Raw genomic sequence first — 23,902 nt, forward strand, 5'->3', positions numbered from 1 at the left:
AACGTAATTGGTGTAATCTTTATAATAAAACGATTAGTAACATATAAACAAATATAATGAAGATATTTTCGCAGATAATCCTTATAATCACGTTTTTATGCCAGAGTGCCTATGCTGTTACTATTATACGTGATGCGGAAATTGAAAATGTACTTCGTGATATCTCCGAACCGATATTTGAAGCTGCCGGATTATCGCATGATTCAATCAATATATATATTATAAACGACCCGCAAATAAATGCATATGTATCGGGCGGCAGTAATATTTATATAAATACCGGACTCTTGGGAATATCCGAAAACCCAAGCATATTAACAGGAGTAATTGCTCACGAAACCGGGCATATAGCAGGCGGTCATCTACTTAGAACTACCGAGGAATATAAAGCCACATCGCTTAAAGCCACTTTAGGTTATATGCTTGGTCTGGCGGCCGCTGCGGCAGGCTCTCCACAAGCCGGAGTTGCCATTGCACAAGGTGCGGGTCATGTCGCCCAAAGGCAGCTTTTAAAACATTCCAGAACACATGAGGAGGCTGCCGATCAGGCTGCACTTTCATATCTTGATAAAATAGGCAAATCATCAGGCGGGCTTCTTGAGCTTTTAGAGCTTCTGTATAGCAAAGAAAACCAGATATACGATGAACTTAACCCTTATACCCTTACCCACCCCTTGAGCAGAGAGAGGATATCGCACGTTGAAAACCATCTAAAAAACTCAAAACATAAAGGCTATACGGGAACACAGGAAGAGAACCGAAAATTTCAACGGGCTATAGTAAAATTAAATGCGTTCTTAGAGCCTTATGAAAAGACTCTTAAAAAATACCCTAAAACGGATGATAGCATCAATGCTCATTATGGACGGGCAATTGCCCAATATAAAGTACCGAATATAACGGAATCCATAAAAGAGATAGACGCACTACTTGAAGTAGCTCCCGATAACCCGTTCTTCAATGAACTTAAAGGACAGATATTATTTGAAAACGGCAGTGTAAATGAATCGGTTCCGTATTATCAGAAAGCTGCCGACCTGTTGCCCAATTCAGTATTGTTGAAAATTATTCTAGCTACGGCTCAGATATCCACTGAAGATGAAAAATACCTAAAAAAAGCGATACTCAACCTTAGGCAGGCGGTATTAGAGGAGCAGCGTAATTCTTTTGCGTGGCATCAACTGGCTATTGCTTACGGCAGAAGCGGTGATTTCGGAATGTCAAATCTGGCTCTTGCCGAAGAAGCCTATTTATCCGATGATAAAAGCGAGGTACGCAAATTTATCAATCTTGCCAAGAAGCATTTAAAAGAAGGCTCGCCGTCCCAGTTACGTGCAAATGATTTGTTATCTTATATAGAAAAGGATTAACGCTTTTTTATTTGGCTTCTATTATATCATTCTTCATCCTAGTTACATCACCCCAAGTTGATAACCAGATAATTGTATTTGTAAAAAATACAATTATCTGGTATAGCATTTTAGGAATCCATCCCTGCATACTCAAACGATCTTCCGCATACTTTAAATGCTGTAACTCCTCTACGCGTATTTTTTTTATAAGATTTTGAAGCTCGTTATCCTTGCCTCGAAGATAATCAATCTGCTCATTCAAATGAATATGAACAGCACTCTCAACAGCTGCAGTACAGACCATAATACTATTACGCCCCATCAATGCAGTAATAGTACCTAATAAATATCCACCAATTCCCCAAAATTTAATCATGCCACAAGGACGAGTTTTTCGGCAAGGCATATAGCTTTCAAAGCTATTACAATGTTTAATCTCATGCTGTAGTGTTTCTTCCAAAAAAAGGGCTAAATCCTTATACAAAATTTTAGCTAATTTTAGTTGCCCTGTATATATGCGTATAGCACCATATTCACCTGCGTGGTTTACCTTTAAAATACGTGCTATAGTTAATTGCTCTTTAGAGAATTTGGTCATAAAGTGCTTAGCTAATTTAGCGTAACTTTTTACTAACAACATATCGGCATTAACGCTTCAAAAACATAATAAGGAACAAGACCGCTATCACAAGAAGCGTGAAGACAACAATGGCACTTATACTATAAGATGCCATATCAATATAAGGAGAGCTTTTAACGGCCTCTTTTGCAAGCCTCATATTTTCTTCTAATTCATACTCTTTCGGTTTTATAATATCTTGAACCGACAAGGAATGCATTAAAGGAGTAAGGAATAAAATAATCTCTTTCATGCGGGAACTATAACATAAACCGCCTTATTTGTCATTATATAATGTCCTTAAAAACTATACCACAAAGATAGAAGCATTCCCGTTCCCCGACCTGCATTTTCTCCCGCTACTTCATGGAACATACCCAATTGTACGGATGTATCTTTTGTCATTTGCTGCACTAAAGAAATCTGTGCTTTAACGCTATAATAGTCATCTTCATATATTACCGTATTCATGCCGTTAAAACTATCGGCTTCCACATTCTTATTAAAAGCACTGAAGGTTGAAAACATCTGTGCCAGTATTAGTAGGTCTTTTTGATATCGGAATCCTGCCGTTGCGTCAAATTTTAGCTGATCGGCAAATCTTGGTGATCTTTTCCTGTATGCAGTCTCAAAGTTTATAAAGTGGTTCTGTCCGGCAAAAGGTATTTTTAAAAAACCGATATCTATATCGGGATCCCATTTAAAACCCCACCCCACCAAAGCCCTTATTTCATAATCAATATTATTTTTGGGTATCTGCATATATCCGTTAACAAATAATAGGCATGGGGATTTTACTAAAGGTTGCAGCGAAATAACAAAATTATCATTTGAATATATTTGCATTCTGGCAAATATCTCAGCATCAGTCATAAATACATTGAGATTGGAACTGTCAATCAACCCGCTATTTAAGCTATCGCTGAGGTCGCATTGCCTTATATTATTTATGCTGCCGGACGCAGAATTATCAAAATTCCAGTATTGTAGTGTCTGGTTCAAACCGACTGTCAGGTTATCGGTTATACCTAATTCAAAGAACGGATTTACCTCTAATTTTTGAAAATCAATGTCTGAATTTTGCAGCCGTGAGTCGTGGTCATAATATTTATTTGATTTATAGCCAGACACATTAAGTATGAGTTGTCCTTCGCCTTTTGCCTGTGTCCATGCCGCACAGATTGATTTTTCGGTAATTAAAAATGATATGATAAAAAAAACAGGCAATAAGTTATATCTACCCATTGCCTGCTACCAACTTATATTTTTCACTATCGGCATAGTATCTATGCTCAATTAATTAATGCAGCTTTTTACCTATACCTGATATTGCATGCCCGATTAACTCCTCGCTTGCTTCTTTGTTTAAGGTGTCCATAACCATAGCACGAACAGTGCTTATAGCTATATCAACCGAGTTATCCTTAACCTGCTGAACTATAGAAGCTTCATAAGCCGCAATTTTCTGCATTGCCAGCTCAACCCTTTTGTTAAGTGTGATATCAAGTTCTTTTTCAGCTTCCTTGGCTATTCTCTTAGCCTCTGCTTCAGCTTCGGCAACTATGCTTTCCGCCTCTTCTGCCATTTCTTTCTGTTTTCTTTGATATGAAGCAAGCAAAGCCTGAGCCTCTTCTTTTAAACGCAATGCTTCACCAAGTTCGTTTTTTATCCTTAAAGACCTTTTATCAAGTGCGTCTACTATCAGGTTTCCGACGGGCTTATAAACTAATGCAACAAATACAACGAATGAAACGGCCACCCAAAATGTAGGATCATAGAACATAATTAATCTCTCTTTTTTTATTACTACTCGCTTACGGCTTGGATTGCTTTTTCAACCTTAGCCTTATCAACTTTAACATTTATCAGCTTTTTTAATATCTCCTGAGTTACCTCTATTGTAACCGGAGTCATTTGTTCTATAGCTTCTTTTTTTATTACTTCAATACGATGTTCGGACTCTCTTGCTTGTCTTGCGAACGTTTCATCAAGCTTGGCATTGCGTCTTTCAGCTTCTTCACCTGCCTGATCTCTTACCTTAGAAAGCATTGTGCTTGCCTTGCTTCTTGCATTGACTATAACCGATGTAAAATCAGCCTCGGCGGACTCCGCCTCTTCTTTTAGTTTTTCAGCCTTTCTCAAGTCTTCCGAGATACGGGTCTGACGGTTTTGCAACACTTCCCTTATTGTAGGTATGGCCGACCTTGACATTATAATCCACAAAATAACAAATGTAGTTGCTAACCAGAATATTTGGGAAGCGAATGTTGCAAATTCTAACTGTGGCATAATTAATCCGATATTATGTTTAGTTAATACACTAATGCCGCCCTTAACGAACAGCACTAGTGTACTTAATATTTATTACTTACGATACAAATAGCATGATAAATGCTAATACAAGGGCGAAAAGCCCCATTGCCTCTGCAAGACCGGCACCAACATATACATACTTAGCCAACTTAGGCTCCGCAGAAGGGTTACGTGCTATACCGTTTAACATAGCGGCAAAAATGTTACCCACTCCGATAGCCGCACCAAGCATCGCAAAACCTGTTAATCCTACACCGATATATTTTAAAGCTTCACCTTCCATAATAAAAATCCTTTAATATTAAATTTTAAGTTAAAAACAATTACTAAAACTACTTTTTTCTTATATGAGTTCTCGGCATCTTCCCCGCCAATATTCTTATATTAAGATAAAACAGAATTAATAATATTCCTTTTAAGCGGTCGGTCTAGTGCAGATGCAGAGCATCATTTAAGTAAACACAAGTCAGAACCGTAAATATATACGCCTGTAATACCGCAACAAAAATCTCAAAGCCGGTTAAAACAACCAACATCGCAAGCGGAGCCCAACCAAGGGTTATCCCCAGACTTACAACAAATCCTGCTATTACCTTAAGCATAGTGTGTCCTGCCATCATGTTAGCCGCTAAACGAATAGATAGGCTCACAGGACGTGCAAGATATGCAAATAATTCTATAAAATACATAAGAGGAGCCATCCACCATGGAGTTCCTGCCGGAAGGAAGAACCCGAAAAACTTAACGCCATGTTTTACAATAGCTATAACGGTAACACCGATAAATACCAGTGATGCAAGGGCGAATGTGATCGATATATGGCTAGTTACGGTAAAGCTATAAGGCAGCATTCCGAACAGGTTACAAAACAGCACGAACATAAATAGCGAGAATATAATAGGAAAATAAGGCTTACCTTCATTCCCTACATTATCTTTAATCATATTTGCGACAAGCTCATAGCTTAACTCTGCCATACTTTGCCAGCGACCGGGTACTAACTCCCTTCTTTTCATGCTCAAAATAAGGAATAGTGAAACCGCTGTTATCACAAATACCATAAACATGGATGAATTTGAGAAGTTCAGATTAGCACCGAAAATTTCCGGCACATCCGTATAATATTTTATTTTAAACTGCTCTAACGGGCTTTGACCTTCAGACATAACTAGCTATCTTTATTATTATCTCGTTGAATTGACCTATAAATATTAAGAGCACTTCCTGCTACCCCTAAGAAAAAACAAACTATAAAAAACACAGGCAGAGTACCAAGCCACTTATCAATATAGTAGCCGGCAACCGAGCCAACGACAACTCCTGCAACCAGATCTATGCTTGTACGAAAAGCACTGCCTGATTTATTCGCTTGTGAATCACCGCCTTCGGCTCTTTTCTTTGCCTCTTTTATAGATTTATCCAATTCCTGCAATGAAGGCAAATCTTCTTCGTCACTCATATCGGACAACCCTATAATATATAGTTTGAACGCAATTTATGGATATAAGCCGTTTATGTCAAGTTTAAAATGTACTTGAAACGGCAATTTGCTGTGGATTAATTACTCCTCGGAAACACCTTCTTCCGCTGTTTCCTCGGCTGCTCCCTCTGTCTTTTCTTCACCTTCAACGGAAATTTCGGCATTAACGCCTTTTAAAATCCCGTCAATTGCCTCAGACAGATATTTCATATTCTGCGCCCCTCTGTGTAAAACGCCGTTTATATAAAATGACGGAGTAGAACGTATTTCAAGGAACTTAGCGGCATAATACTTGCCGGTCATGATACGGGTTTCAACATCTTTATCTGCCATACATGCTTCAAATTCCTCACCTTTCATACCGCCTAATTTTGCAATGTTAGACAAAACTTCAACGTAGTTTTTCTTAGAAGCCCAGTTTTGTTGGGTGCTAAACAGAACTTTTAAGTATTTTAAATAACTTTCCGAGCCTTCTTTTCCGGCACATCTTGAAAGCATAGCCCCCCTTAAGGCAGGCTCATCTAGCGGAAAATCCCTGAATACGAACTTAACCTTACCGGTATCTATATATTTCGCTTTAAGGTCATCAAACGTATCGTTATGGAATTGAGCGCAATGCGGACATGACATCGAAGCATATTCTACTATAGTTACGGGAGCATTTTCATCACCCAGAAAAATATCGTTTTCCGTAACTTCAAGCACTTGCTCGACCGTTAGATTTTCCTCAAGCGGCTTTTCCGCATCACTGCCGACAACCTCGGTTTGTGCTATCGCAAATGAATTAAATGAAAATAAAACAACCGCAAATAATGTTATTAATTTTTTCAAAATCAGACTCCTCTCAATATCCTTTAAAATCCTTTAGTAATAAATATACCCCCTGTCTTGTATATTGTAAAAAGTTTTTTTGTTATATATTACGCAAACATTAGATATTTTGATATTTTTTAATTTTTTAAGAAAATCTTTACAAAGGAGACTTATAATTTGATAGGTAAAAATAGATAATAAAAAATTATGACTAACGAAAAGAACGATTACGGTACTACATCTGCGGTACGTTCAAAACTAACCAAATCCGTAAGTACGGAAAATAACCCTACAACACTCCCTCCCTTACCGATACCGGCTGATGCGGCAACTCAATCACCCGTTAACAATCCCGATATAGAATCACAAATATCCGCAGGTCATTCGGAGGCGGAGGAACAACCTGCCGTAAATAATAATCCGGCATGGCGGGAAAGAGCAGGAATGGCAGCCAAAATCGGAGGAATGATTCTGGCAGCGTCAGGTGCGGCGGCCGAACATACGGGTGCAAGCCCTGCTATAAGCAAGTCCTTAAAAGGTGCCGGAATATTATTCCTTGCCGTATCGTTAGGATTAGAAAACCCTTTTCAAAACGAGGAAAGCAGGACAAAAGCCAACCTGACCGCTAAAGGATTAAGAACGGGAGCTGTAATTCTCGGCATAGCCTCAACAGCGGCTTCCGATAAAACAACAGGTATTTTTGCCATATTATCGCAAGCAGGTGCATCGACGATAGAATTCACACCTAAAGCAATTAATGCAGCACGGAATATTCTCAACAAACGTCATCAAGACGGACAAACCGAGGAGCAAGGCTCACATGTCGGCAACGAGCTTGCAAGAAGGCAAAGCAATAACGACATTGAACAAGGAAGAAGCTGATAATCCTTGTATTACATCATATTAAAATGCAGGCTTTTTATTCCAGTATTCAACTTCCCAGTTACCGTTTTTATATAAAAAACAGGAAACCGCCCCCGTAGATAGCTTTATGTTATTAGAAGAAATAAATTCATCGGGGTTATTTAATATGTATGGTGCAAAACGTGCTATACCGTTACTTGTAACCACCAGTATATTCTTATTACTGTCTTTTATGGAGTCTGCGAACTCTTTCCAGTTATCTTTTATTTTATCAACATCTACTATCCAGCCTTCGGGGGCTATTGCCTGTTCGTCCCATTTTGTTATATTTTCCCGACCGATTCTTGCTACCACCTCGTCTTCGGGCTTGCCTTCATCTAAGCCGTAGTCAATTTCATCAAAGATATCCATCGGCATTATACCGATATCACTTCTGCCCATATTCTCTAAAGCTATCTTTGCAGTATCTTTGGTACGCTTAAGATTTGATGAGAAAACCTCATCGATTTCCAAGCCTTCATGCAAAAGGAACTTTCCAAGCGTCAAAGCCTGCTCCTTACCGCTTACGGATAAAGGAATATCAGTCCTCTTGCCGACCCTTAATAAAACATCGCCCTTATCAAATGTGTTGCCGTGCCTTGCTATCAATAATCCGGTCATTTTCCGTATCTCATTTTATACTTACGGGATATTAGCAAAAACAACTATCACAGCCAACAATAAAATCACCTGTTATAATCACTACAATTTATCCGAGTTGTTTTAATATCTCCTCAACCCGTTTAGCGTCTTCGGGAGTATCCACACCTATCGGGGGTATAGAGCCGTATTCGACACGTACCGCCTTAATGTTAATACCTGATTCTATCATTCTTAACTGCTCAAGCCCCTCAAGTTTTTCATAGATACCTTCGGGCAAGCTTACAAATCTTTTTAAAGCATCGTATTTGTAACCGTACAGCCCCACATGCTTGAGTATCGGCGAAAGCTCTCCTTCTGCACGAAGTTGCGGTTCATTACGGATAGCAGGAATTATATTTTTCGAGAACCACAACGCATTGCCGTCTTTATTTACTATTGCCGTAGTACCGCTAAAAGGCGTTGTTTTTTTAGATTCCCGCAAAACATCAAGTGCTTCCCACGATAGCTGCACTACGGGAGTTACAACATCGGCGGAATCGTCCTCAAGCAATTGTTTAGCCATTGCCTCAACAAAAGATACCGGAGTGAGTGGTGCATCACCTTGTAGATTTATAACTATGTCCGGCGTATAGCCGATATTTTTACAGGCCGACAAAGCTCGGTCAGAACCTGTTTTGCAGCTATCGGGTGTCATAACGCTTTTTGCACCGATAGATTCGGCATGGAGTTTTATCCTGTCATCTTCCGTTGCAACAAAAACCTCACCCTGCCCTATTTTTTCTATAGCACTTTTTGCTATTTCATGAACACGTTGCAGCATTGATTTACCTGCAATCTGTGCCAACGGCTTGCCCTCAAATCTTGATGAGCCGTATCTTGCAGGAATAATAATAGCTAATTTTTTCATTTTTTATAATCTTATGGAATTAATAACGTAAAGATGTAATATAACTTTTTCGGGCTTTTTGCGACATGAAATTTGCATTTATAGCAAGGGAGTGTTCGACAAACAAGTAGTTAACAATACGTTAATAAAGATTTGATACAATATAAGCTTTACATATATTGTGATTAAGCGTGTTTTAAGGTAAAATAAAGTATATGATGCGAAAAAAAAATAAGTTTTCTTTAGTGTTGGCTTTCCTGATAATTATATTAACTCAAAAAGCTACATCTTCCAACGAGACAAAGAAGGAGAACGATTATTTTCCCGATAACTTTGTAAAAAGTTACCTCACAGGTGATTATGCGATAAGGACGAATAACCATGAAGAAGCTGCCGAGATATTCTTAAACGCCTCAAAACAATCGCCGGATAACAGCATACTTCTTAGTTACAGCTACAATTTAATGCTAAAGATCGGAAAAATAGATGAATCCATTGAATTAGCAGAAAAATATACAAAACTATCCGACGTAGATTCAAATATAAATATATTGCGTGCCACGAAGGCGATAAAAAATCAGGATTATGACAAGGCTGAAGAGATATTGAATATATCTACAAAACATGAGCCTATAACCGTTTCATCAAGTATAAACAGGGTTATATCACCGTTCTTAAAGTTATGGATAATGACCGGACAGAATAAAAACATTGAAGCCACTGATTTTATTAATAAAAAGATAGAGGACAGCTCTGCTCCGTCTTTATTCACCCATTATCAAAAAGCCCTTCTTAATGATTTTATAGGTAATTATGAAGAAGCCGGAAAAAGCTTTATGAACGTTATGAGCAAAGATGCCGTACTTCCATATCACTTTATAAATAGTGCCGGAAACTTTTATGAAAGGGCAGGAGAAAAAGAACAAGCACTATTATTGTACACTCAATACCGTCAGCAATATCCTCATTCGGGATATTTTCAAACGAATATCGACCGTATCAACGCAGGCAACGAAAAACCCGAACCTCTAATAAAAGACGCACGTTACGGTTTTGCCGAAGTATTAGAAGAAGCGGCACGGGTTCTTTTCAACAGCGGTTATAGCGATGAAGGAATATCTTATTTACGCCTTGCAATGTATTTAAAGCCGGAAAATGACGAAACCAGAGTTTTATTATCGGGTTTTTATGAAGACATTGAACAATACAAAAATGCAATAAAGATATACAAAGAAGTACCTGAAGGCTCCGACTTTTATCTTACCGGTCGGATATCAATTGCGGAAAATTATCATAATGCCGGAGAAAAAGATAAGGCAATAAGTCTTTTAAAGCAGTTAACGGATAATGAAAACCCGTCAATGATTGCACTGCTTACTTTGGCAGACCTTTACCGTAAGGATTTAAAGTTCAAAGAAGCCGCCGATACTTATAGTAAGGCTATTACAATGATAAAAAAACCTTCCGTACAAAACTGGCCTATATTTTTTGCAAGGGGTATATCTTTTGAGCGTTCTAAACAATGGAAACTAGCCGAGCAGGATTTATTAAAAGCACTTGAATTAAAACCTGAACAACCAGAGGTACTTAATTACCTCGGATATAGCTGGATAGACCGCAACGAGAATATCGACGAAGCCAAAGGAATGATAGAAAAAGCTGTAAAAGCAAGACCTAACGACCCGCAGATTATAGACTCAATGGGTTGGGCTTTATATAAAATGAACGACTTTGAAAAAGCTTCGGAATATCTTGAAAAAGCCGTTGAAATCACACCTTACGATACAACTATAAACGACCATTTAGGCGATACGTACTGGCGGCTTGGACGCACAAACGAAGCAGTGTTTCAATGGAAAAGGGTATTAAAGTATAATACTAATAAAGATTTATCTGAAAAAGACATACGTCAGAAAATCCGTTACGGTCTTCCTGAAAGTAATGGTAATTCGTAAAATTATTTTAGTATTCATGCATTATTATTATATAGTGTTTAAACTTTTTAAGAATCATAGGCGACCGAGACGATGTGTATAAAACATACATGAGTCGAAGGTCAACGCATGATTATTGAAAAGTAGAAATACTATAGTATGGCTCATATAGGATGATATATGCTTTCAAATGCAAAACTTAATTTATATTTACATATTACCGGAAAGTTTCATAACGGTTATCATAAACTTGAAAGCTTAATGATACCTATATCTGTTTGCGACAATATATATATTTCATTTAATGAAAGTAACACTAATCATTTAAATATTAACGGTGATTATGCACATCTTGTGGATAAGAGCGACAACCTGATATTAGAAGCGATAGATGCCATTTGTGAACATGCACAAATAAAGCCTAAAGGGGTTAATATTTATCTGGAGAAAAACATACCTGTCGGTGCAGGGCTTGGCGGCGGTTCTTCTAATGCCGCTACTACCTTGAAAATCATGAATAATCTGCTTGGACTAAATTACAGCAACGATACTTTGGAAAAAATAGGCTTAAAATTCGGTGCGGATATTCCTTTTTTCATAGAAAACCGCCCCGCCCTTATTTCAGGTGTCGGAAATATTGAAACCCTTGTTGACGTACCTCCGTTGTATATATTGCTTATATATCCTAATATCCCACTATCTACCACAGAAGTGTTCAAATATGCACCGTTTAACTATTCAAATGAAATGCCTATTATAAACACCCATAGTGATATGAACGAATTAATTTCATTACTTAATATTTGCGATAATGAACTTGAGAAAAACGCTATACAACTTGTTCCGCAAATAAACGATATACTGAACGTTTTATCCGAACAATCCGGTTGCCTTCTTTCAAGAATGACGGGTAGCGGTTCTACATGCTTCGGGTTGTTCAAGAGTTCTTTTGAACTGCAAAACGCTTATAATACGCTAAGCGTCCGATACCCTCAGTGGTGGATAAGGTATATATAAAAAAAAGCGAGCTAAAAAGCCCGCTTTTTTCTTTAAACTTAACTATAAAGCTTATGCAGTTGCAACTCCGTTACCACGGCTTTGCTCATCATTGACTTCAATTGAAGAGAAATCGTCCGAATCATCGTTCATATCATCTTCTACCATACCTGCTGCAATTGCCTTTGCCCTGTTGGCAGATTCAATCTCAAAATCACGCTTTTTAGCTACTTTTTGTACCTTATCCATATAGAATCCGGTACCGGCAGGTATTAGGCGACCTACAATTACGTTTTCTTTTAATCCGCGTAATTTATCAATCTTACCTGCAACCGAAGCCTCTGTAAGGACTCTTGTCGTTTCTTGGAATGAAGCGGCAGAAATAAATGAATGCGTCTGTAAGCTTGCTTTAGTAATACCTTGTAGTACGGGTATTGCAGTTGCAGGTTTATAACCTTCTTTTGCAGCTTTTGCATTAATTTCTTCCAGCTCTTCACGGTCAACATTCTCACCCTCTAAGTAAGTAGTTTCACCCGAATCAACTATTTCCATTTTCTGTAACATCTGACGCACTATAACTTCAGGGTGTTTATCATCGATTTTCACACCTTGCAGACGATATACGGACTGAACTTCGTTAACCATATATTCAGCCAGAGCCTCAACTCCCATAACACGCAAGATATCGTGCGGTACAGGGTTACCGTCCATGATAAGATCACCTTTACGTACAAAGTCGCCTTCATTTACGGTTATGTGCTTACCTTTAGGTATTAGGTACTCTACAGGTTTATCATCGGCACTTTGCGGCTGGATAACTATCCTACGCTTGGACTTGTAGTCCTTACCGAATTCAATAGTTCCGTCTATATCACAAATAATAGCGTGGTCTTTCGGTTTACGAGCTTCAAAAAGCTCTGCCACACGTGGAAGACCACCCGTGATATCACGTGTCTTAGACGATTCTTTCGGAATACGTGCCAAAATATCACCCGCATGCACCTTCTGACCGTCAGAAACAGTCATGATAGCTCCTATAGGCAAGAAGTATCTGGCTTCCAGACCGTTAGCAAGAGTGATTATCTCGCCTTTATCGTCACGAAGAGTGATACGAGGACGAAGCTCGGAACCACCCGATCTTTGTTTCCAATCCGTAATTTTCTTGCTTGCTATACCGGTTGCCTCATCAACCTGCTCTTCTACCGATACACCGTCTATCATATCACGATAAACCGCTTCACCCGTACGCTCGGTAATGATAGGAATGGTATAAGGATCCCAGTCTGCAAGTGACTGACCTTTTTTCACCTTATCACCTTCATCAACGCTAAGTTTAGCACCATAAGGAATCTTATATTGAGCAACTTCGATACCCTTATCATTTTCGATAATGATTTCACAAGTACGGCTCATTACAACTTTTCTTTTCTTAGAGTCTTCTACCACGTTACGGTTTACCATACGGACAACACCGTCTTTAGTAGCCTCAACGCTTGAAACCTCTACGCCCCTTTGTGCCGCACCACCTATGTGGAACGTTCTCATTGTAAGCTGAGTTCCCGGTTCACCGATAGATTGAGCGGCAACAACACCGACCGCTTCTCCGACACTAACCAGATCACCTGTCGCAAGATCACGACCGTAGCAGTTAGCACAGATTCCGTTCTTGGTTTCACAAGTAAGCGGTGAACGAACTTTAATAAATTCAACACCCGCAGCGTCAATAGCCTCGACCATATCCTCATCAATTATCTGAGCGGCTTTAACCAGCAGCTCTCCGGATACAGGGTGGTGTACGTCAATAGCTGCCGTACGTCCTAATATCCTGTCCGCAAGAGGAACTATAACCTCACCCGCCTCAATAATAGGTTTTGAAACGATACCGTTTTGAGTTCCGCAATCATCTTCGGTCACGATACAATCCTGCGATACGTCAACCAGACGACGAGTCAGATATCCTGAGTTCGCAGTTTTAAGAGCCGTATCCGCAAGACCTTTACGCGCACCGTGCGTAGAGTTAAAGTACTCTAAAACCGTCAAACCTTCTTTAAAGTTCGATATGATAGGACGTTCGATGATATCACCGTTAGGTTTTGCCATCAATCCACGCATACCGGCTAGCTGTTTTATCTGAGCTGCCGAACCACGCGCACCTGAGTGAGCCATCATATAAATCGAGTTAACTTTTCTTGAACCGTCCGCTTCCCTTGGTGCTTCATCAGACTCACCCGATATGATTTTCATCATATCATGGGCGATTTTATCGGTACATTGCGACCAACCGTCAACCACCTTATTATATTTTTCTCCCTGAGTGATTAGACCTTCGGCATATTGTTCCTCAAAACGCTCAACTTCTTTTTTCGTGTCGTTGATATGTTTTTCTTTAGAAGAAGGGATAAGCATGTCATCTTTACCGAACGAGATACCCGACTTACAAGCATGGTTAAAGCCAAGAGCCATAATATGGTCGGCAAATATAACCGTAGCTTTTGAACCGCAGTGACGATAGACCGTGTCAATAAGGTTAGTAACCTCTTTCTTCGTCATCAGACGGTTTGTCATCTCGAAAGTCATGTTCTTATTGTTCGGCAATTGCTGGAATAATAACACACGTCCCGGAGTTGTATCGGCTATTCTGGTTATGTTTTCATCACCTTTTTTCTTATACCTGAATTTTATCTTTGATTGCAGGCTAAGCACTCCTATATTTAGTGCATGATGGATTTCAGCAACTTCAGAGAATATCATACCCTCACCCGGCTGATTCTCACCCTCTAAAGTCAGGTAATATAAACCAAGGATAATATCCTGTGAAGGAACGATTATCGGCTTACCGTTTGAAGGGCTTAAGATGTTGTTTGACGACATCATCAAAACACGGGCTTCAAGCTGTGCTTCAATTGAAAGCGGTACGTGAACAGCCATCTGGTCACCGTCAAAGTCTGCGTTAAATGCAGCACAAACAAGCGGGTGAAGCTGAACTGCCTTACCTTCGATAAGTACCGGCTCAAATGCCTGAATACCAAGTCTGTGCAATGTCGGCGCACGGTTAAGCAGAACCGGATGCTCACGGATAACTTCATCTAAGATATCCCAAACTTCGGGACGCTCGCTTTCCACCATTTTCTTAGCGGTTTTTAAGGTAGTAGATAAACCGTAAAGTTCCAATTTAGAATAAATAAACGGTTTAAATAGCTCTAATGCCATTTTTTTCGGCAATCCGCATTGATGCAGTTTCAACTCAGGTCCCACAACAATCACCGAACGACCCGAATAGTCAACGCGTTTTCCAAGTAGGTTCTGACGGAAACGTCCTGCCTTACCTTTTAGCATGTCGGATAATGATTTAAACGGACGTTTATTGGCGTTTTTAACCACACGCCCACGACGACCGTTATCGAACAACGCATCGACTGCTTCCTGTAACATACGTTTTTCGTTACGTATAATTATATCGGGAGCTTTTAGTTCAAGAAGCCTTTTCAAACGGTTGTTACGGTTTATAACACGTCTGTATAATTCGTTAAGATCGGAAGTTGCAAAACGACCGCCGTCTAACATAACAAGAGGACGGATTTCAGGTGGAATGATAGGAATCACGTCCATTATCATCCATTCGGGCTTATTGCCCGAATCAAGGAAAGCCTCAACAAGTTTAAGCCTTTTTACAATCTTCTTACGCTTAAGGTCTGATTTCACGTCAGTAAGCTCCGCACGAAGCGATGCTTTTTCTTCTGCCAGATTTATCTCGGAAAGAATTTCTTTTATAGCCTCTGCACCTATAAGTGCCTTGAAAGTATCCTCACCAAATTCATCTTGCGCCCTTAAATATTGGTCTTCGGACAAAACCTGTCCTTTTGTAAATGATGACATACCCGGATCGGTTACGACAAAAGCCTCAAAGTACAAAACTTTCTCAACATCTTTTAATGCCATATCAAGCAAGGTAGATATTCTTGAAGGAAGCGATTTTAAGAACCATATATGAGCAACAGGAGCGGCAAGGTCAATATGTCCCATTCTTTCACGGCGAACCTTAGAGGTAGTAACTTCAACACCGCATTTTTCACAGATTATACCTCTGTATTTCATACGCTTATATTTACCGCACAGACATTCGTAGTCCTTAACCGGACCGAATATCCTAGCACAGAATAAACCGTCTTTTTCAGGTTTGAATGTTCTATAATTGATAGTCTCGGGTTTTTTTACTTCCCCGTACGACCAAGAACGAATCTTTTCCGGACTTGCTATCATGATCTTTATCTGATCAAAGCTCAATGCACCACCGGTTTGCCCGAAAAAATTTACTAGTTCTTTCATTGATTAGCTCCTGTTTTGTTTGTCGGGATTAAAAGTCTAAAGGTTCATATTTTAGTAAAAAAACAGATTTTAGACCCTAACCCGACAATTTATATAATTTCTTATAAATAAAAATCACTTCAAAATAACTAGATTCTAAACTCTAGACTCTAATCACCGTTTACTTACGCTGCCTCAGCAGGTGTTTCAGGCGTAACATCATCAATTTCGTCACTTTGCTCTAACGCAACGTTCAAGCATAGTGAGCGAAGCTCTTTCACCATTACGTGGAATGACTCCGGTATGCCCGATTCAAAGTTGTTATCACCGCGAACAATAGCTTCATACATCTTGATACGTCCTGCAACGTCATCAGATTTAACAGTAAGCATTTCCTGCAATGTATAAGATGAGCCGTATGCCTGCAATGCCCAGCATTCCATTTCCCCGAAACGCTGTCCGCCGAAGTGCGACTTACCGCCCAACGGTTGCTGCGTTACAAGTGAGTAAGGACCTATCGACCTTGCGTGAATCTTATCGTCAACAAGGTGGTGTAGTTTCAACATATAGATATAACCTACCGTTACATCTCTGTCGAATTTCTCACCGGTACGACCGTCATACAAAGTAACCTGACCGCTGCTATTTAGCCCTGCCCTTTCTAACTCGGTAACGATATCCGCCTCTTTTGCACCGTCGAAAACAGGTGTCGCAAAAGGGATACCCTTACGTAAGTTACGTGCAAGCTCCACAACCTCATCTTCATTCATGGCATCGACTTCACGGCTGACTTTAGCATCTTTATATGAAGCGTTTATTTGCTTTTTAAGGTCATCAATCGTAGCTTCCTTAGCGGTATATTTATCATAGGCATTACCTATCTGCTTACCGAGTCCGGCAGATGCCCAGCCCAAGTGAGTCTCAAGTATCTGTCCCACGTTCATACGAGAAGGTACACCAAGAGGGTTCAACACAACATCAACAGGAGTGCCGTCTTCTAAATAAGGCATATCCTCTTGCGGAAGTATTCTTGAAATAACCCCTTTGTTACCGTGACGACCTGCCATTTTGTCACCCGGCTGTAACTTTCTCTTAACTGCAAGGAAAACCTTAACGACTTTCAAAGCACCCTGAGGTAGGTCATCACCTGATTGTAATTTCTCAACTTTGTTATCAAAACGCTCCTGAGAATCACGGGTAATATCATCAAGCTGACCTTTAAGAATCTCAATCTCGTCCATGGCTTTACTGTCTTTAAGTACAATCTGCCATAGCTGACCGTTGCTAAATTTTTCAAAAGTCTCATCACTGACTTTGCCTGACTTAGCTTCTTTCGGACCGTCGGAGATTTCTTTACCTTTCATAATCTCTTTTAGTCTGCCATAGATAAAGTTCTCAACAATAGCAAGCTCATCATCACGGTCTTTTGCAAGACGCTCGATTTCAGCCTGTTCAATTGAAAGCGCACGTTCGTCCTTTTCGATACCGCGTCTTGAGAATACACGAACCTCAACCACAGTACCGCCGACACCCGGAGGCACACGTAAAGATGAATCCCTGACATCAGCAGCCTTTTCACCGAAAATAGCACGAAGAAGTTTTTCTTCAGGAGTCATCGGAGATTCACTCTTAGGAGTAACTTTACCTACCAGAATATCACCCGGCATCACTTCCGCACCAACGTGAACAATACCTATTTCGTCCAGATGTTTCAGACTTTCTTCACCTACGTTCGGTATATCACGCGTAACTTCCTCAGGACCTATCCTTGTATCACGTGCAACTACCTCAAACTGTTCGATATGAACGGAAGTAAACACATCGTCTTTTACAATCCTTTCAGATATAAGAATTGAGTCCTCAAAGTTATAACCGTTCCAAGGCATGAACGCCACAAGCACGTTACGTCCCAAAGCCAACTCACCCAAATCGGTACTGGAACCGTCAGCGATTATATCGCCTTTTTTAACAACGTCACCGGCTTTAACGACAGGTCTTTGGTTGATAGAAGTATTCTGGTTAGTACGCTGATATTTCAACAAGTTATAAATCTTAACGCCCGGCGAGGTAGAATCAATGTCAGTTGATTTAACAACGATACGGTTTGCATCAACCTGCTCGACAACACCGTCACGTGTTGCAACTACGGTTACACCCGAATCCCTTGCAACGGTAGCTTCAATACCCGTACCGACAAGCGGTGCATCATTACGAAGTAACGGTACAGCCTGACGTTGCATGTTCGATCCCATCAATGCACGGTTTGCATCGTCATTTTCTAAGAAAGGTATCAAACAGGCAGCTACAGATACCACCTGCATCGGTGATACGTCCATATAGTCGATATTTTTCGGGTTAACCATAACAAGTTCACCGTTCTTACGGCAACTGATAAGTTTATCAACAAAACGGTTATCACTGTTAAGCTCCGCATTTGACTGGGCAATCACGTACTTACCTTCGTCAATTGCAGACATGTAACTAACTTCATTAGTAACCTTACCCTCAACAACTTTTCTGTAAGGGCTTTCAATGAAACCGTATTTATTTATATTTGCGTATGTAGCAAGCGAGTTGATAAGACCGATATTCGGTCCCTCAGGAGTCTCAATAGGACATATCCTTCCATAGTGAGTAGTATGTACGTCACGCACCTCAAATCCGGCACGGTCACGAGTTAAACCACCGGGTCCGAGTGCCGATAATCTACGCTTATGGGTAATTTCAGCCAAAGGGTTTGTCTGATCCATAAACTGTGAAAGCTGTGATGATCCGAAAAACTCACGAAGTACCGCAGCCAATAACTTGGAATTCACCAAATCGTGTGGCATTACGGTATCTATTTCAACGGCAGCCATACGCTCAATTATAGCACGTTCCATGCGTACAAGTCCTATACGGAACTGGTTTTCCATTAACTCGCCGACAGAACGCACACGTCTGTTACCTAAGTGGTCGATATCGTCAATCTCACCCTTACCGTCTTTGATATCTACAAATTTTCTGATAATTGTAATTATATCTTCTTTTGTAAGTACGCCTACTTCCTCAGGAGTATTAAGATCAAGCCTTGCATTTAACTTAACACGACCGACTGCTGACAGGTCGTATCTTTCCTTATCAAAGAACAGGTTGTGGAATAATTCCTCTGCGGCTTCAACAGTAGCAGGTTCACCCGGACGCATTACTTTATAAACATCCATTAATGCATCTTCATAAGTAACGTTTTTATCCGCTTCAACACTGTTACGTATATATGCCGTGTTAGAATTAGGATCAACAGATAGTACCGAAACTTCTTTTAACTTTGAATTTTCAATAAATGTAATTGCGTCTGATGTAAGCTCATCACCAAATGATACGAATACTTCACCCGTAGACGGGTCTATAATATCCTCGGCAACATACTTGCCTACTAAATCCTCCGAACTAACAAGCTGCTCCTTCATGCCTGACTGTACAAGCTTTTTTATCACACGCGGACTCATTTTAGTACCGGCTTCGGCAACAACCTTACCGGTTGCGGCATCTATCAGGTCACGAGTAAGTTTAGTGCCTTTTAACGCATCGGGATTGAAAGGAAACGACCACCCCTTCTTAACTCTCTTCAATAAATCCTTATTGTAGAAAGTTTCCAACATCTGTTTTTTATCAAAACCCAAAGCTCTGAGTAAAGTACCTATAAGAAGCTTTCTTCTTCTGTCAATACGGAAGAACAGCAAGTCTTTAGCATCAAATTCAAAATCAAGCCACGAGCCACGGTAAGGTATAATACGTGCAGAGTACAGGAACTTACCAGAACTATGCGTCTTACCCCTGTCATGGTCGAAGAAAACACCGGGAGAACGGTGCATTTGCGATACTATAACACGCTCGGTACCGTTAATTATAAAAGTACCGTTCTTTGTCATTAGAGGGATATCCCCCATATAAACATCTTGCTCTTTAATGCCTTTTATCTCACGGGCACCGGTATCTTCATCTACGTCCCATACAATAAGACGTAAAGTTACCTTTAAAGGAGCGGAAAAGTTAATTCCACGCTGCCTACACTCTTCAACATCATATTTAGGCTTATCAAATGCATAGCCTATATACTCCAAGGTACAGGTTTCAGCCATATCATTTATCGGAAAGACCGATGCTAAAGCACCGTTCAAACCGACATCCGAACGCTCCTCGCTAGGAGTTGTCATTTGCAGGAATGATTCATATGATTTACTTTGAATATCAATAAGATTAGGCATTTCTGCCACCGCTTCAATCTTACCGAAACTTTTACGAATACGTTTACGAGCTGTGAATGAGTATGCCAAAGTAGTTCTCCACTTATATATTACTTATTATGTGTTTGCAGTATAAATTGCAACAGCAAATTTAAATTATCTTACAAACACAAAAGTGAGGCACGCTTTAAGGCACGTGCCTCATTTCTCATTGGTTACTTAATGTAAGGTAGTTATTTAACCTCAACAGTCGCACCGGCAGCTTCAAGTTTCTTTTTAATTTCTTCAGCTTCGTCTTTAGACGCGCCTTCTTTAATCGGTTTCGGAGCACCTTCTACCAAATCTTTAGCTTCTTTCAAGCCAAGACCTGTTATAGCTCTAACTTCTTTGATAACGTTGATTTTTTTGTCACCGGCAGTGGCAAGTATAACGTCAAATTCTGTCTTTTCAGCAGCAGCCTCAGCACCGGCAGCGGCACCAACGGCAGCAACCGCAACAGGAGCAGCGGCAGAAACTCCCCACTTTTCCTCAAGTAGTTTTGAAAGCTCAGCGGCCTCCAATACTGTCAAACCAGATAGTTCATCAACAATTTTTGCTAAATCAGCCATTTTTACATCCTCGTAAATTTATAAAATAAAATAGTTAAATATGGTAAAAAACGTAATACTTATAAGCTAATCATCAAACACATATAAGTTACATAATTACTCTGCTTGCTGCGAACGAGCATTCAATACTCTCGCTATTTGTCCGGCAGGAGCCTGAACAACTCCGGCTATACGTGTAGCCGGGGTATTTATCATACCAACGATTTTCGCACGCAATTCGTCTAGCGAAGGTAGTTTTGCCAGTGAATTTATTTCATTGACATCTATCTGCTTATTGCCGATAGCTCCACCGATAATGACAAGTTTCTCATTATTCTTCGCAAATTCTACAACGCCCTTAGCAGCAGCTACCGGATCATCCGAATACGCTACGGCCGTAGGCCCGACAAACCGGTCGGCAAGAGACTCATACTGAGTTCCTTTTAATGCCAGTTTTGCCAATCTGTTCTTAGTTACTCTAAAATTACCGCCTAATGACGATAGATTTCTTCTTAACTGAGTGATCTCTTCTACGGTAAGACCCATATAATGTGTTATTACAAATGTATTAGCATCTGCAAATGCCGCATTAAGAGACTCAACCGTTTGTTTTTTTTCTACTCTATCCACTTACTTCTCTCCAAAATTTATTATGCGGCTTCAGCCAATACTTCTGCAATATCAAGATTAACAGAAGGACCCATTGTAGAACTTAAAGAAATTTTCTTTACGTAAGTTCCTTTCGCACCGCTCGGTTTTGCAGTAATAATAGCTTTTATGAATGAAAGCAGGTTTTCTTTTAATGCTTTTTCATCGAAGCTAGCTTTACCTACACCGGCGTGTATAATTCCGTTTTTCTCAACTCTGTACTCAACCTGACCTGCTTTTGCGGCTTTAACTGCGGCAGCTATGTCGGTAGTTACAGTACCCAGCTTAGGGTTAGGCATTAGTCCTTTAGGACCAAGAATCCTAGCAGCCTTGCCAAGTGCAGCCATCATATCGGGTGTCGCTATACAACGGTCAAAATCAATTGTTCCGCCTTGCACTTTACCGATAAGGTCATCATCACCGACAATATCGGCACCTGCGGCTTTTGCCTCATCAGCTTTAGCACCTTTAGCAAATACTGCGATTCTTATGTCTTTTCCCGTGCCGTTAGGCAATTGAGTTACACCACGAACCATCTGGTCGGCGTGCTTAGGATCGACACCTAAATTCATAGCTATCTCGATAGTTTCATCGAATTTTGCTTTAGCGTTACCCTTAATAATCGAAACGGCTTTATTTAATGCGTACTCTTCTTCGGCATTAATATTTTTTAAAGCAGCTTCAAATCTTTTTCCAATCTTAGACATATTCATTAACCTTCAATTACTTCGATTCCCATAGAAGCAGCAGTACCTATAAGCATTTGCACAGCGGCTTCGACAGTGTTTGCATTCATATCAGCCATTTTCATTTCAGCTATTTCTTTAATTTGGCTTTTTCTTAGTTTAGCTATTATTTTTTGCCCCGTCTCACCCGAACCCTTTTTAAGGTTTGCAGCTTTCTTCAATAATTGTGCAGCAGGAGGCAACTTCGTAATGAACTCGAAACTACGGTCGGCAAACACCGTTATAACTACAGGAAGCTTCATTCCGGGAAACTTTTTTTGCTGCTCTTGGGTAGCCGCATTAAACGATTTACAGAATTCCATTATATTAACACCTTTCTGACCCAAAGCAGGACCAACCGGAGGTGATGGATTAGCAGCACCGGCTTGAACTTGTAGTTTTATATAACCCGTTATTTTCTTAGACATTACTTTAGTTCCTTAATTTATCCTAATCAGTTATTATTTTAAACTTTTTCTACCTGTGAAAATTCCAGTTCTACAGGTGTATCCCTGCCAAATATCGAAACTGAAATCTTCAATGTGCCTTTTTCTTCATCAACACCTTCAACAACACCGACGAAGGATTCAAAAGGACCGTCATTAATCTTAACCGACTCACCCGTTTCAAATGAAACCGTATGCTTCGGTTTTTCCAAACCTTCCTCTACCTGACGGAATATCCGCTGTGCTTCCGCATCAGATATAGGCTGCGGCTTCCCCTGACCGCCCAAAAAGCCTGTAACTTTAGGCGTTGTTTTAACAAGATGCCAAGCTTTATCGCTCATTTTCATCTTAACCAAAACATACCCGGGGAAAAACTTACGCTCGGTACTTACTTTGCGTCCTTTTTTAACCTCTACGACACCTTCGGTCGGAACCGTTATCTCTTCAAAGGCATCTGATATCTTCTCCATATCGGCTCTTTCAGCAATAGCAGCAGCAACTTTTTTCTCAAAGCCTGAATGAGCCTGAACTATATACCATTTATAAGTCACTTTATCAACTCCTAAAAACCCATTATTAACTGGGTAAGCTTTAAAATTACGCTATCAACAAGTAAAAAGAAAAGCGACGCTATAAAAACCATTATCAAAACTACTATTGTAGAAGTGATAGTCTCTTTCCTTGAACTCCAAGTAACTTTCATAGTTTCTTGGCGTACTTGTTTTATAAACTCTGCTACTCCTGTTCGTGCCATAATTTCCAACACCTGTTGAGTTTAGATTAAAATCGAAACCCGGTTTTAATAATTGTAAGTGGCAGGAGTGAGAGGAATCGAACCCCCAACCCCCGGTTTTGGAGACCGGTGCTCTACCAATTGAGCTACACTCCTAAACTTTCCTAGTTATTAAAACTAACTCCAAAACCTACGATATCAGCGAGAAGTAAATTTTCTTCCCGCCGACATCAAACAATTATTTAACAATTTTAGCCACAACACCTGCACCAACGGTTCTACCACCTTCACGGATTGCGAAGCGTAAGCCCTCATCCATTGCGATAGGAGCTA

At 40.1% G+C, this 23,902-nt stretch carries 24 protein-coding genes and 1 tRNA gene; 4 read left to right on the plus strand and 21 right to left on the minus strand.

Annotated elements, in window-relative coordinates; all coding sequences use genetic code 11:
- The first annotated feature begins 56 nt into the window (after window positions 1–56).
- Window positions 57–1,370, plus strand: a complete 1,314-nt coding sequence (locus O2942_05330) for a M48 family metalloprotease (protein ID MDA0781671.1) — start codon at window positions 57–59, stop codon at window positions 1,368–1,370.
- 7 nt (window positions 1,371–1,377) lie between these two features.
- Here the strand turns inward: O2942_05330 and O2942_05335 are convergent, their stop codons facing one another.
- The 9 genes from O2942_05335 to O2942_05375 all read right to left on the minus strand — a co-directional run bounded on the left by O2942_05335 (window position 1,378) and on the right by O2942_05375 (window position 6,595).
- Window positions 1,378–1,992, minus strand: coding sequence for a demethoxyubiquinone hydroxylase family protein (locus O2942_05335; protein ID MDA0781672.1), 615 nt, complete (start codon window positions 1,990–1,992; stop codon window positions 1,378–1,380).
- A gap of 7 nt (window positions 1,993–1,999) precedes the next feature.
- A complete protein-coding gene (locus O2942_05340) occupies window positions 2,000–2,224 on the minus strand; it encodes a hypothetical protein (protein ID MDA0781673.1) in 225 nt (74 codons plus the stop codon).
- Window positions 2,225–2,271: 47 nt separating this feature from the next.
- On the minus strand, window positions 2,272–3,216 hold the full coding sequence (locus O2942_05345) for a hypothetical protein (GenBank protein MDA0781674.1): 945 nt from the start codon (window positions 3,214–3,216) through the stop codon (window positions 2,272–2,274).
- A 55-nt stretch (window positions 3,217–3,271) separates the two neighbouring features.
- Window positions 3,272–3,754, minus strand: a complete 483-nt coding sequence (locus O2942_05350; GenBank protein MDA0781675.1) for a F0F1 ATP synthase subunit B — start codon at window positions 3,752–3,754, stop codon at window positions 3,272–3,274.
- Between the two features lie 23 nt (window positions 3,755–3,777).
- Window positions 3,778–4,260: a hypothetical protein gene (locus tag O2942_05355; protein ID MDA0781676.1), complete on the minus strand. Its 483-nt coding sequence runs from the start codon at window positions 4,258–4,260 to the stop codon at window positions 3,778–3,780.
- 79 nt (window positions 4,261–4,339) lie between these two features.
- Window positions 4,340–4,567 carry a F0F1 ATP synthase subunit C gene (locus O2942_05360; protein MDA0781677.1) on the minus strand — a complete coding sequence of 76 codons (228 nt, stop codon included), beginning with the start codon at window positions 4,565–4,567 and terminating at the stop codon, window positions 4,340–4,342.
- A 145-nt stretch (window positions 4,568–4,712) separates the two neighbouring features.
- On the minus strand, window positions 4,713–5,450 hold the full coding sequence (locus O2942_05365; GenBank protein MDA0781678.1) for a F0F1 ATP synthase subunit A: 738 nt from the start codon (window positions 5,448–5,450) through the stop codon (window positions 4,713–4,715).
- 2 nt (window positions 5,451–5,452) lie between these two features.
- On the minus strand, window positions 5,453–5,743 hold the full coding sequence (locus O2942_05370; GenBank protein ID MDA0781679.1) for an AtpZ/AtpI family protein: 291 nt from the start codon (window positions 5,741–5,743) through the stop codon (window positions 5,453–5,455).
- 102 nt (window positions 5,744–5,845) lie between these two features.
- Window positions 5,846–6,595 carry a DsbA family protein gene (locus O2942_05375; GenBank protein ID MDA0781680.1) on the minus strand — a complete coding sequence of 250 codons (750 nt, stop codon included), beginning with the start codon at window positions 6,593–6,595 and terminating at the stop codon, window positions 5,846–5,848.
- 189 nt (window positions 6,596–6,784) lie between these two features.
- Between O2942_05375 and O2942_05380 the strand changes: the two genes are divergently transcribed.
- A complete protein-coding gene (locus O2942_05380; protein ID MDA0781681.1) occupies window positions 6,785–7,459 on the plus strand; it encodes a hypothetical protein in 675 nt (224 codons plus the stop codon).
- 21 nt (window positions 7,460–7,480) lie between these two features.
- Here O2942_05380 and O2942_05385 read toward each other — a convergent pair whose 3' ends face one another.
- Together O2942_05385 and O2942_05390 are read right to left on the minus strand one after the other, a co-directional pair.
- Window positions 7,481–8,101: a histidine phosphatase family protein gene (locus O2942_05385; GenBank protein MDA0781682.1), complete on the minus strand. Its 621-nt coding sequence runs from the start codon at window positions 8,099–8,101 to the stop codon at window positions 7,481–7,483.
- Between the two features lie 88 nt (window positions 8,102–8,189).
- Window positions 8,190–8,990: a 3-deoxy-manno-octulosonate cytidylyltransferase gene (locus O2942_05390; protein ID MDA0781683.1), complete on the minus strand. Its 801-nt coding sequence runs from the start codon at window positions 8,988–8,990 to the stop codon at window positions 8,190–8,192.
- Window positions 8,991–9,184: 194 nt separating this feature from the next.
- Here O2942_05390 and O2942_05395 point away from each other — a divergent pair, with 194 nt between their 5' ends.
- Window positions 9,185–10,924: a tetratricopeptide repeat protein gene (locus O2942_05395; GenBank protein MDA0781684.1), complete on the plus strand. Its 1,740-nt coding sequence runs from the start codon at window positions 9,185–9,187 to the stop codon at window positions 10,922–10,924.
- A 159-nt stretch (window positions 10,925–11,083) separates the two neighbouring features.
- On the plus strand, window positions 11,084–11,920 hold the full coding sequence (locus O2942_05400; GenBank protein MDA0781685.1) for a 4-(cytidine 5'-diphospho)-2-C-methyl-D-erythritol kinase: 837 nt from the start codon (window positions 11,084–11,086) through the stop codon (window positions 11,918–11,920).
- Between the two features lie 51 nt (window positions 11,921–11,971).
- On the opposite strand, the gene rpoC is transcribed toward O2942_05400, so the two are convergent.
- From rpoC to O2942_05450, 10 genes are all read right to left on the minus strand, one after another.
- On the minus strand, window positions 11,972–16,225 hold the full coding sequence (gene rpoC / locus O2942_05405) for a DNA-directed RNA polymerase subunit beta' (GenBank protein MDA0781686.1): 4,254 nt from the start codon (window positions 16,223–16,225) through the stop codon (window positions 11,972–11,974).
- A gap of 164 nt (window positions 16,226–16,389) precedes the next feature.
- A complete protein-coding gene (gene rpoB, locus O2942_05410; GenBank protein ID MDA0781687.1) occupies window positions 16,390–20,520 on the minus strand; it encodes a DNA-directed RNA polymerase subunit beta in 4,131 nt (1,376 codons plus the stop codon).
- A gap of 143 nt (window positions 20,521–20,663) precedes the next feature.
- Entirely contained in the window at window positions 20,664–21,038 is a 375-nt protein-coding gene (gene rplL / locus O2942_05415) for a 50S ribosomal protein L7/L12 (GenBank protein MDA0781688.1), read from the minus strand.
- A 96-nt stretch (window positions 21,039–21,134) separates the two neighbouring features.
- Entirely contained in the window at window positions 21,135–21,647 is a 513-nt protein-coding gene (gene rplJ, locus O2942_05420) for a 50S ribosomal protein L10 (GenBank protein ID MDA0781689.1), read from the minus strand.
- Between the two features lie 20 nt (window positions 21,648–21,667).
- Window positions 21,668–22,372, minus strand: a complete 705-nt coding sequence (gene rplA, locus O2942_05425) for a 50S ribosomal protein L1 (protein ID MDA0781690.1) — start codon at window positions 22,370–22,372, stop codon at window positions 21,668–21,670.
- Window positions 22,373–22,377: 5 nt separating this feature from the next.
- Window positions 22,378–22,818 carry a 50S ribosomal protein L11 gene (rplK, locus tag O2942_05430; GenBank protein MDA0781691.1) on the minus strand — a complete coding sequence of 147 codons (441 nt, stop codon included), beginning with the start codon at window positions 22,816–22,818 and terminating at the stop codon, window positions 22,378–22,380.
- 38 nt (window positions 22,819–22,856) lie between these two features.
- The gene (nusG, locus tag O2942_05435) at window positions 22,857–23,387 is read right to left on the minus strand and encodes a transcription termination/antitermination protein NusG (protein MDA0781692.1); all 531 of its coding nucleotides are present in this window, start codon (window positions 23,385–23,387) and stop codon (window positions 22,857–22,859) included.
- 11 nt (window positions 23,388–23,398) lie between these two features.
- Complete coding sequence (gene secE / locus O2942_05440; GenBank protein MDA0781693.1) at window positions 23,399–23,590, minus strand: preprotein translocase subunit SecE; 192 nt, start codon at window positions 23,588–23,590, stop codon at window positions 23,399–23,401.
- Window positions 23,591–23,649: 59 nt separating this feature from the next.
- Window positions 23,650–23,725 (minus strand) — tRNA-Trp (locus tag O2942_05445).
- Window positions 23,726–23,807: 82 nt separating this feature from the next.
- On the minus strand, window positions 23,808–23,902 hold a 95-nt coding region (locus tag O2942_05450; GenBank protein ID MDA0781694.1), incomplete at its 5' end, for an elongation factor Tu.

It is taken from the genome of Pseudomonadota bacterium (genome assembly GCA_027620075.1).
Classification (GTDB): Bacteria; Pseudomonadota; Alphaproteobacteria; order Rickettsiales; family UBA6187; genus 1-14-0-20-39-49.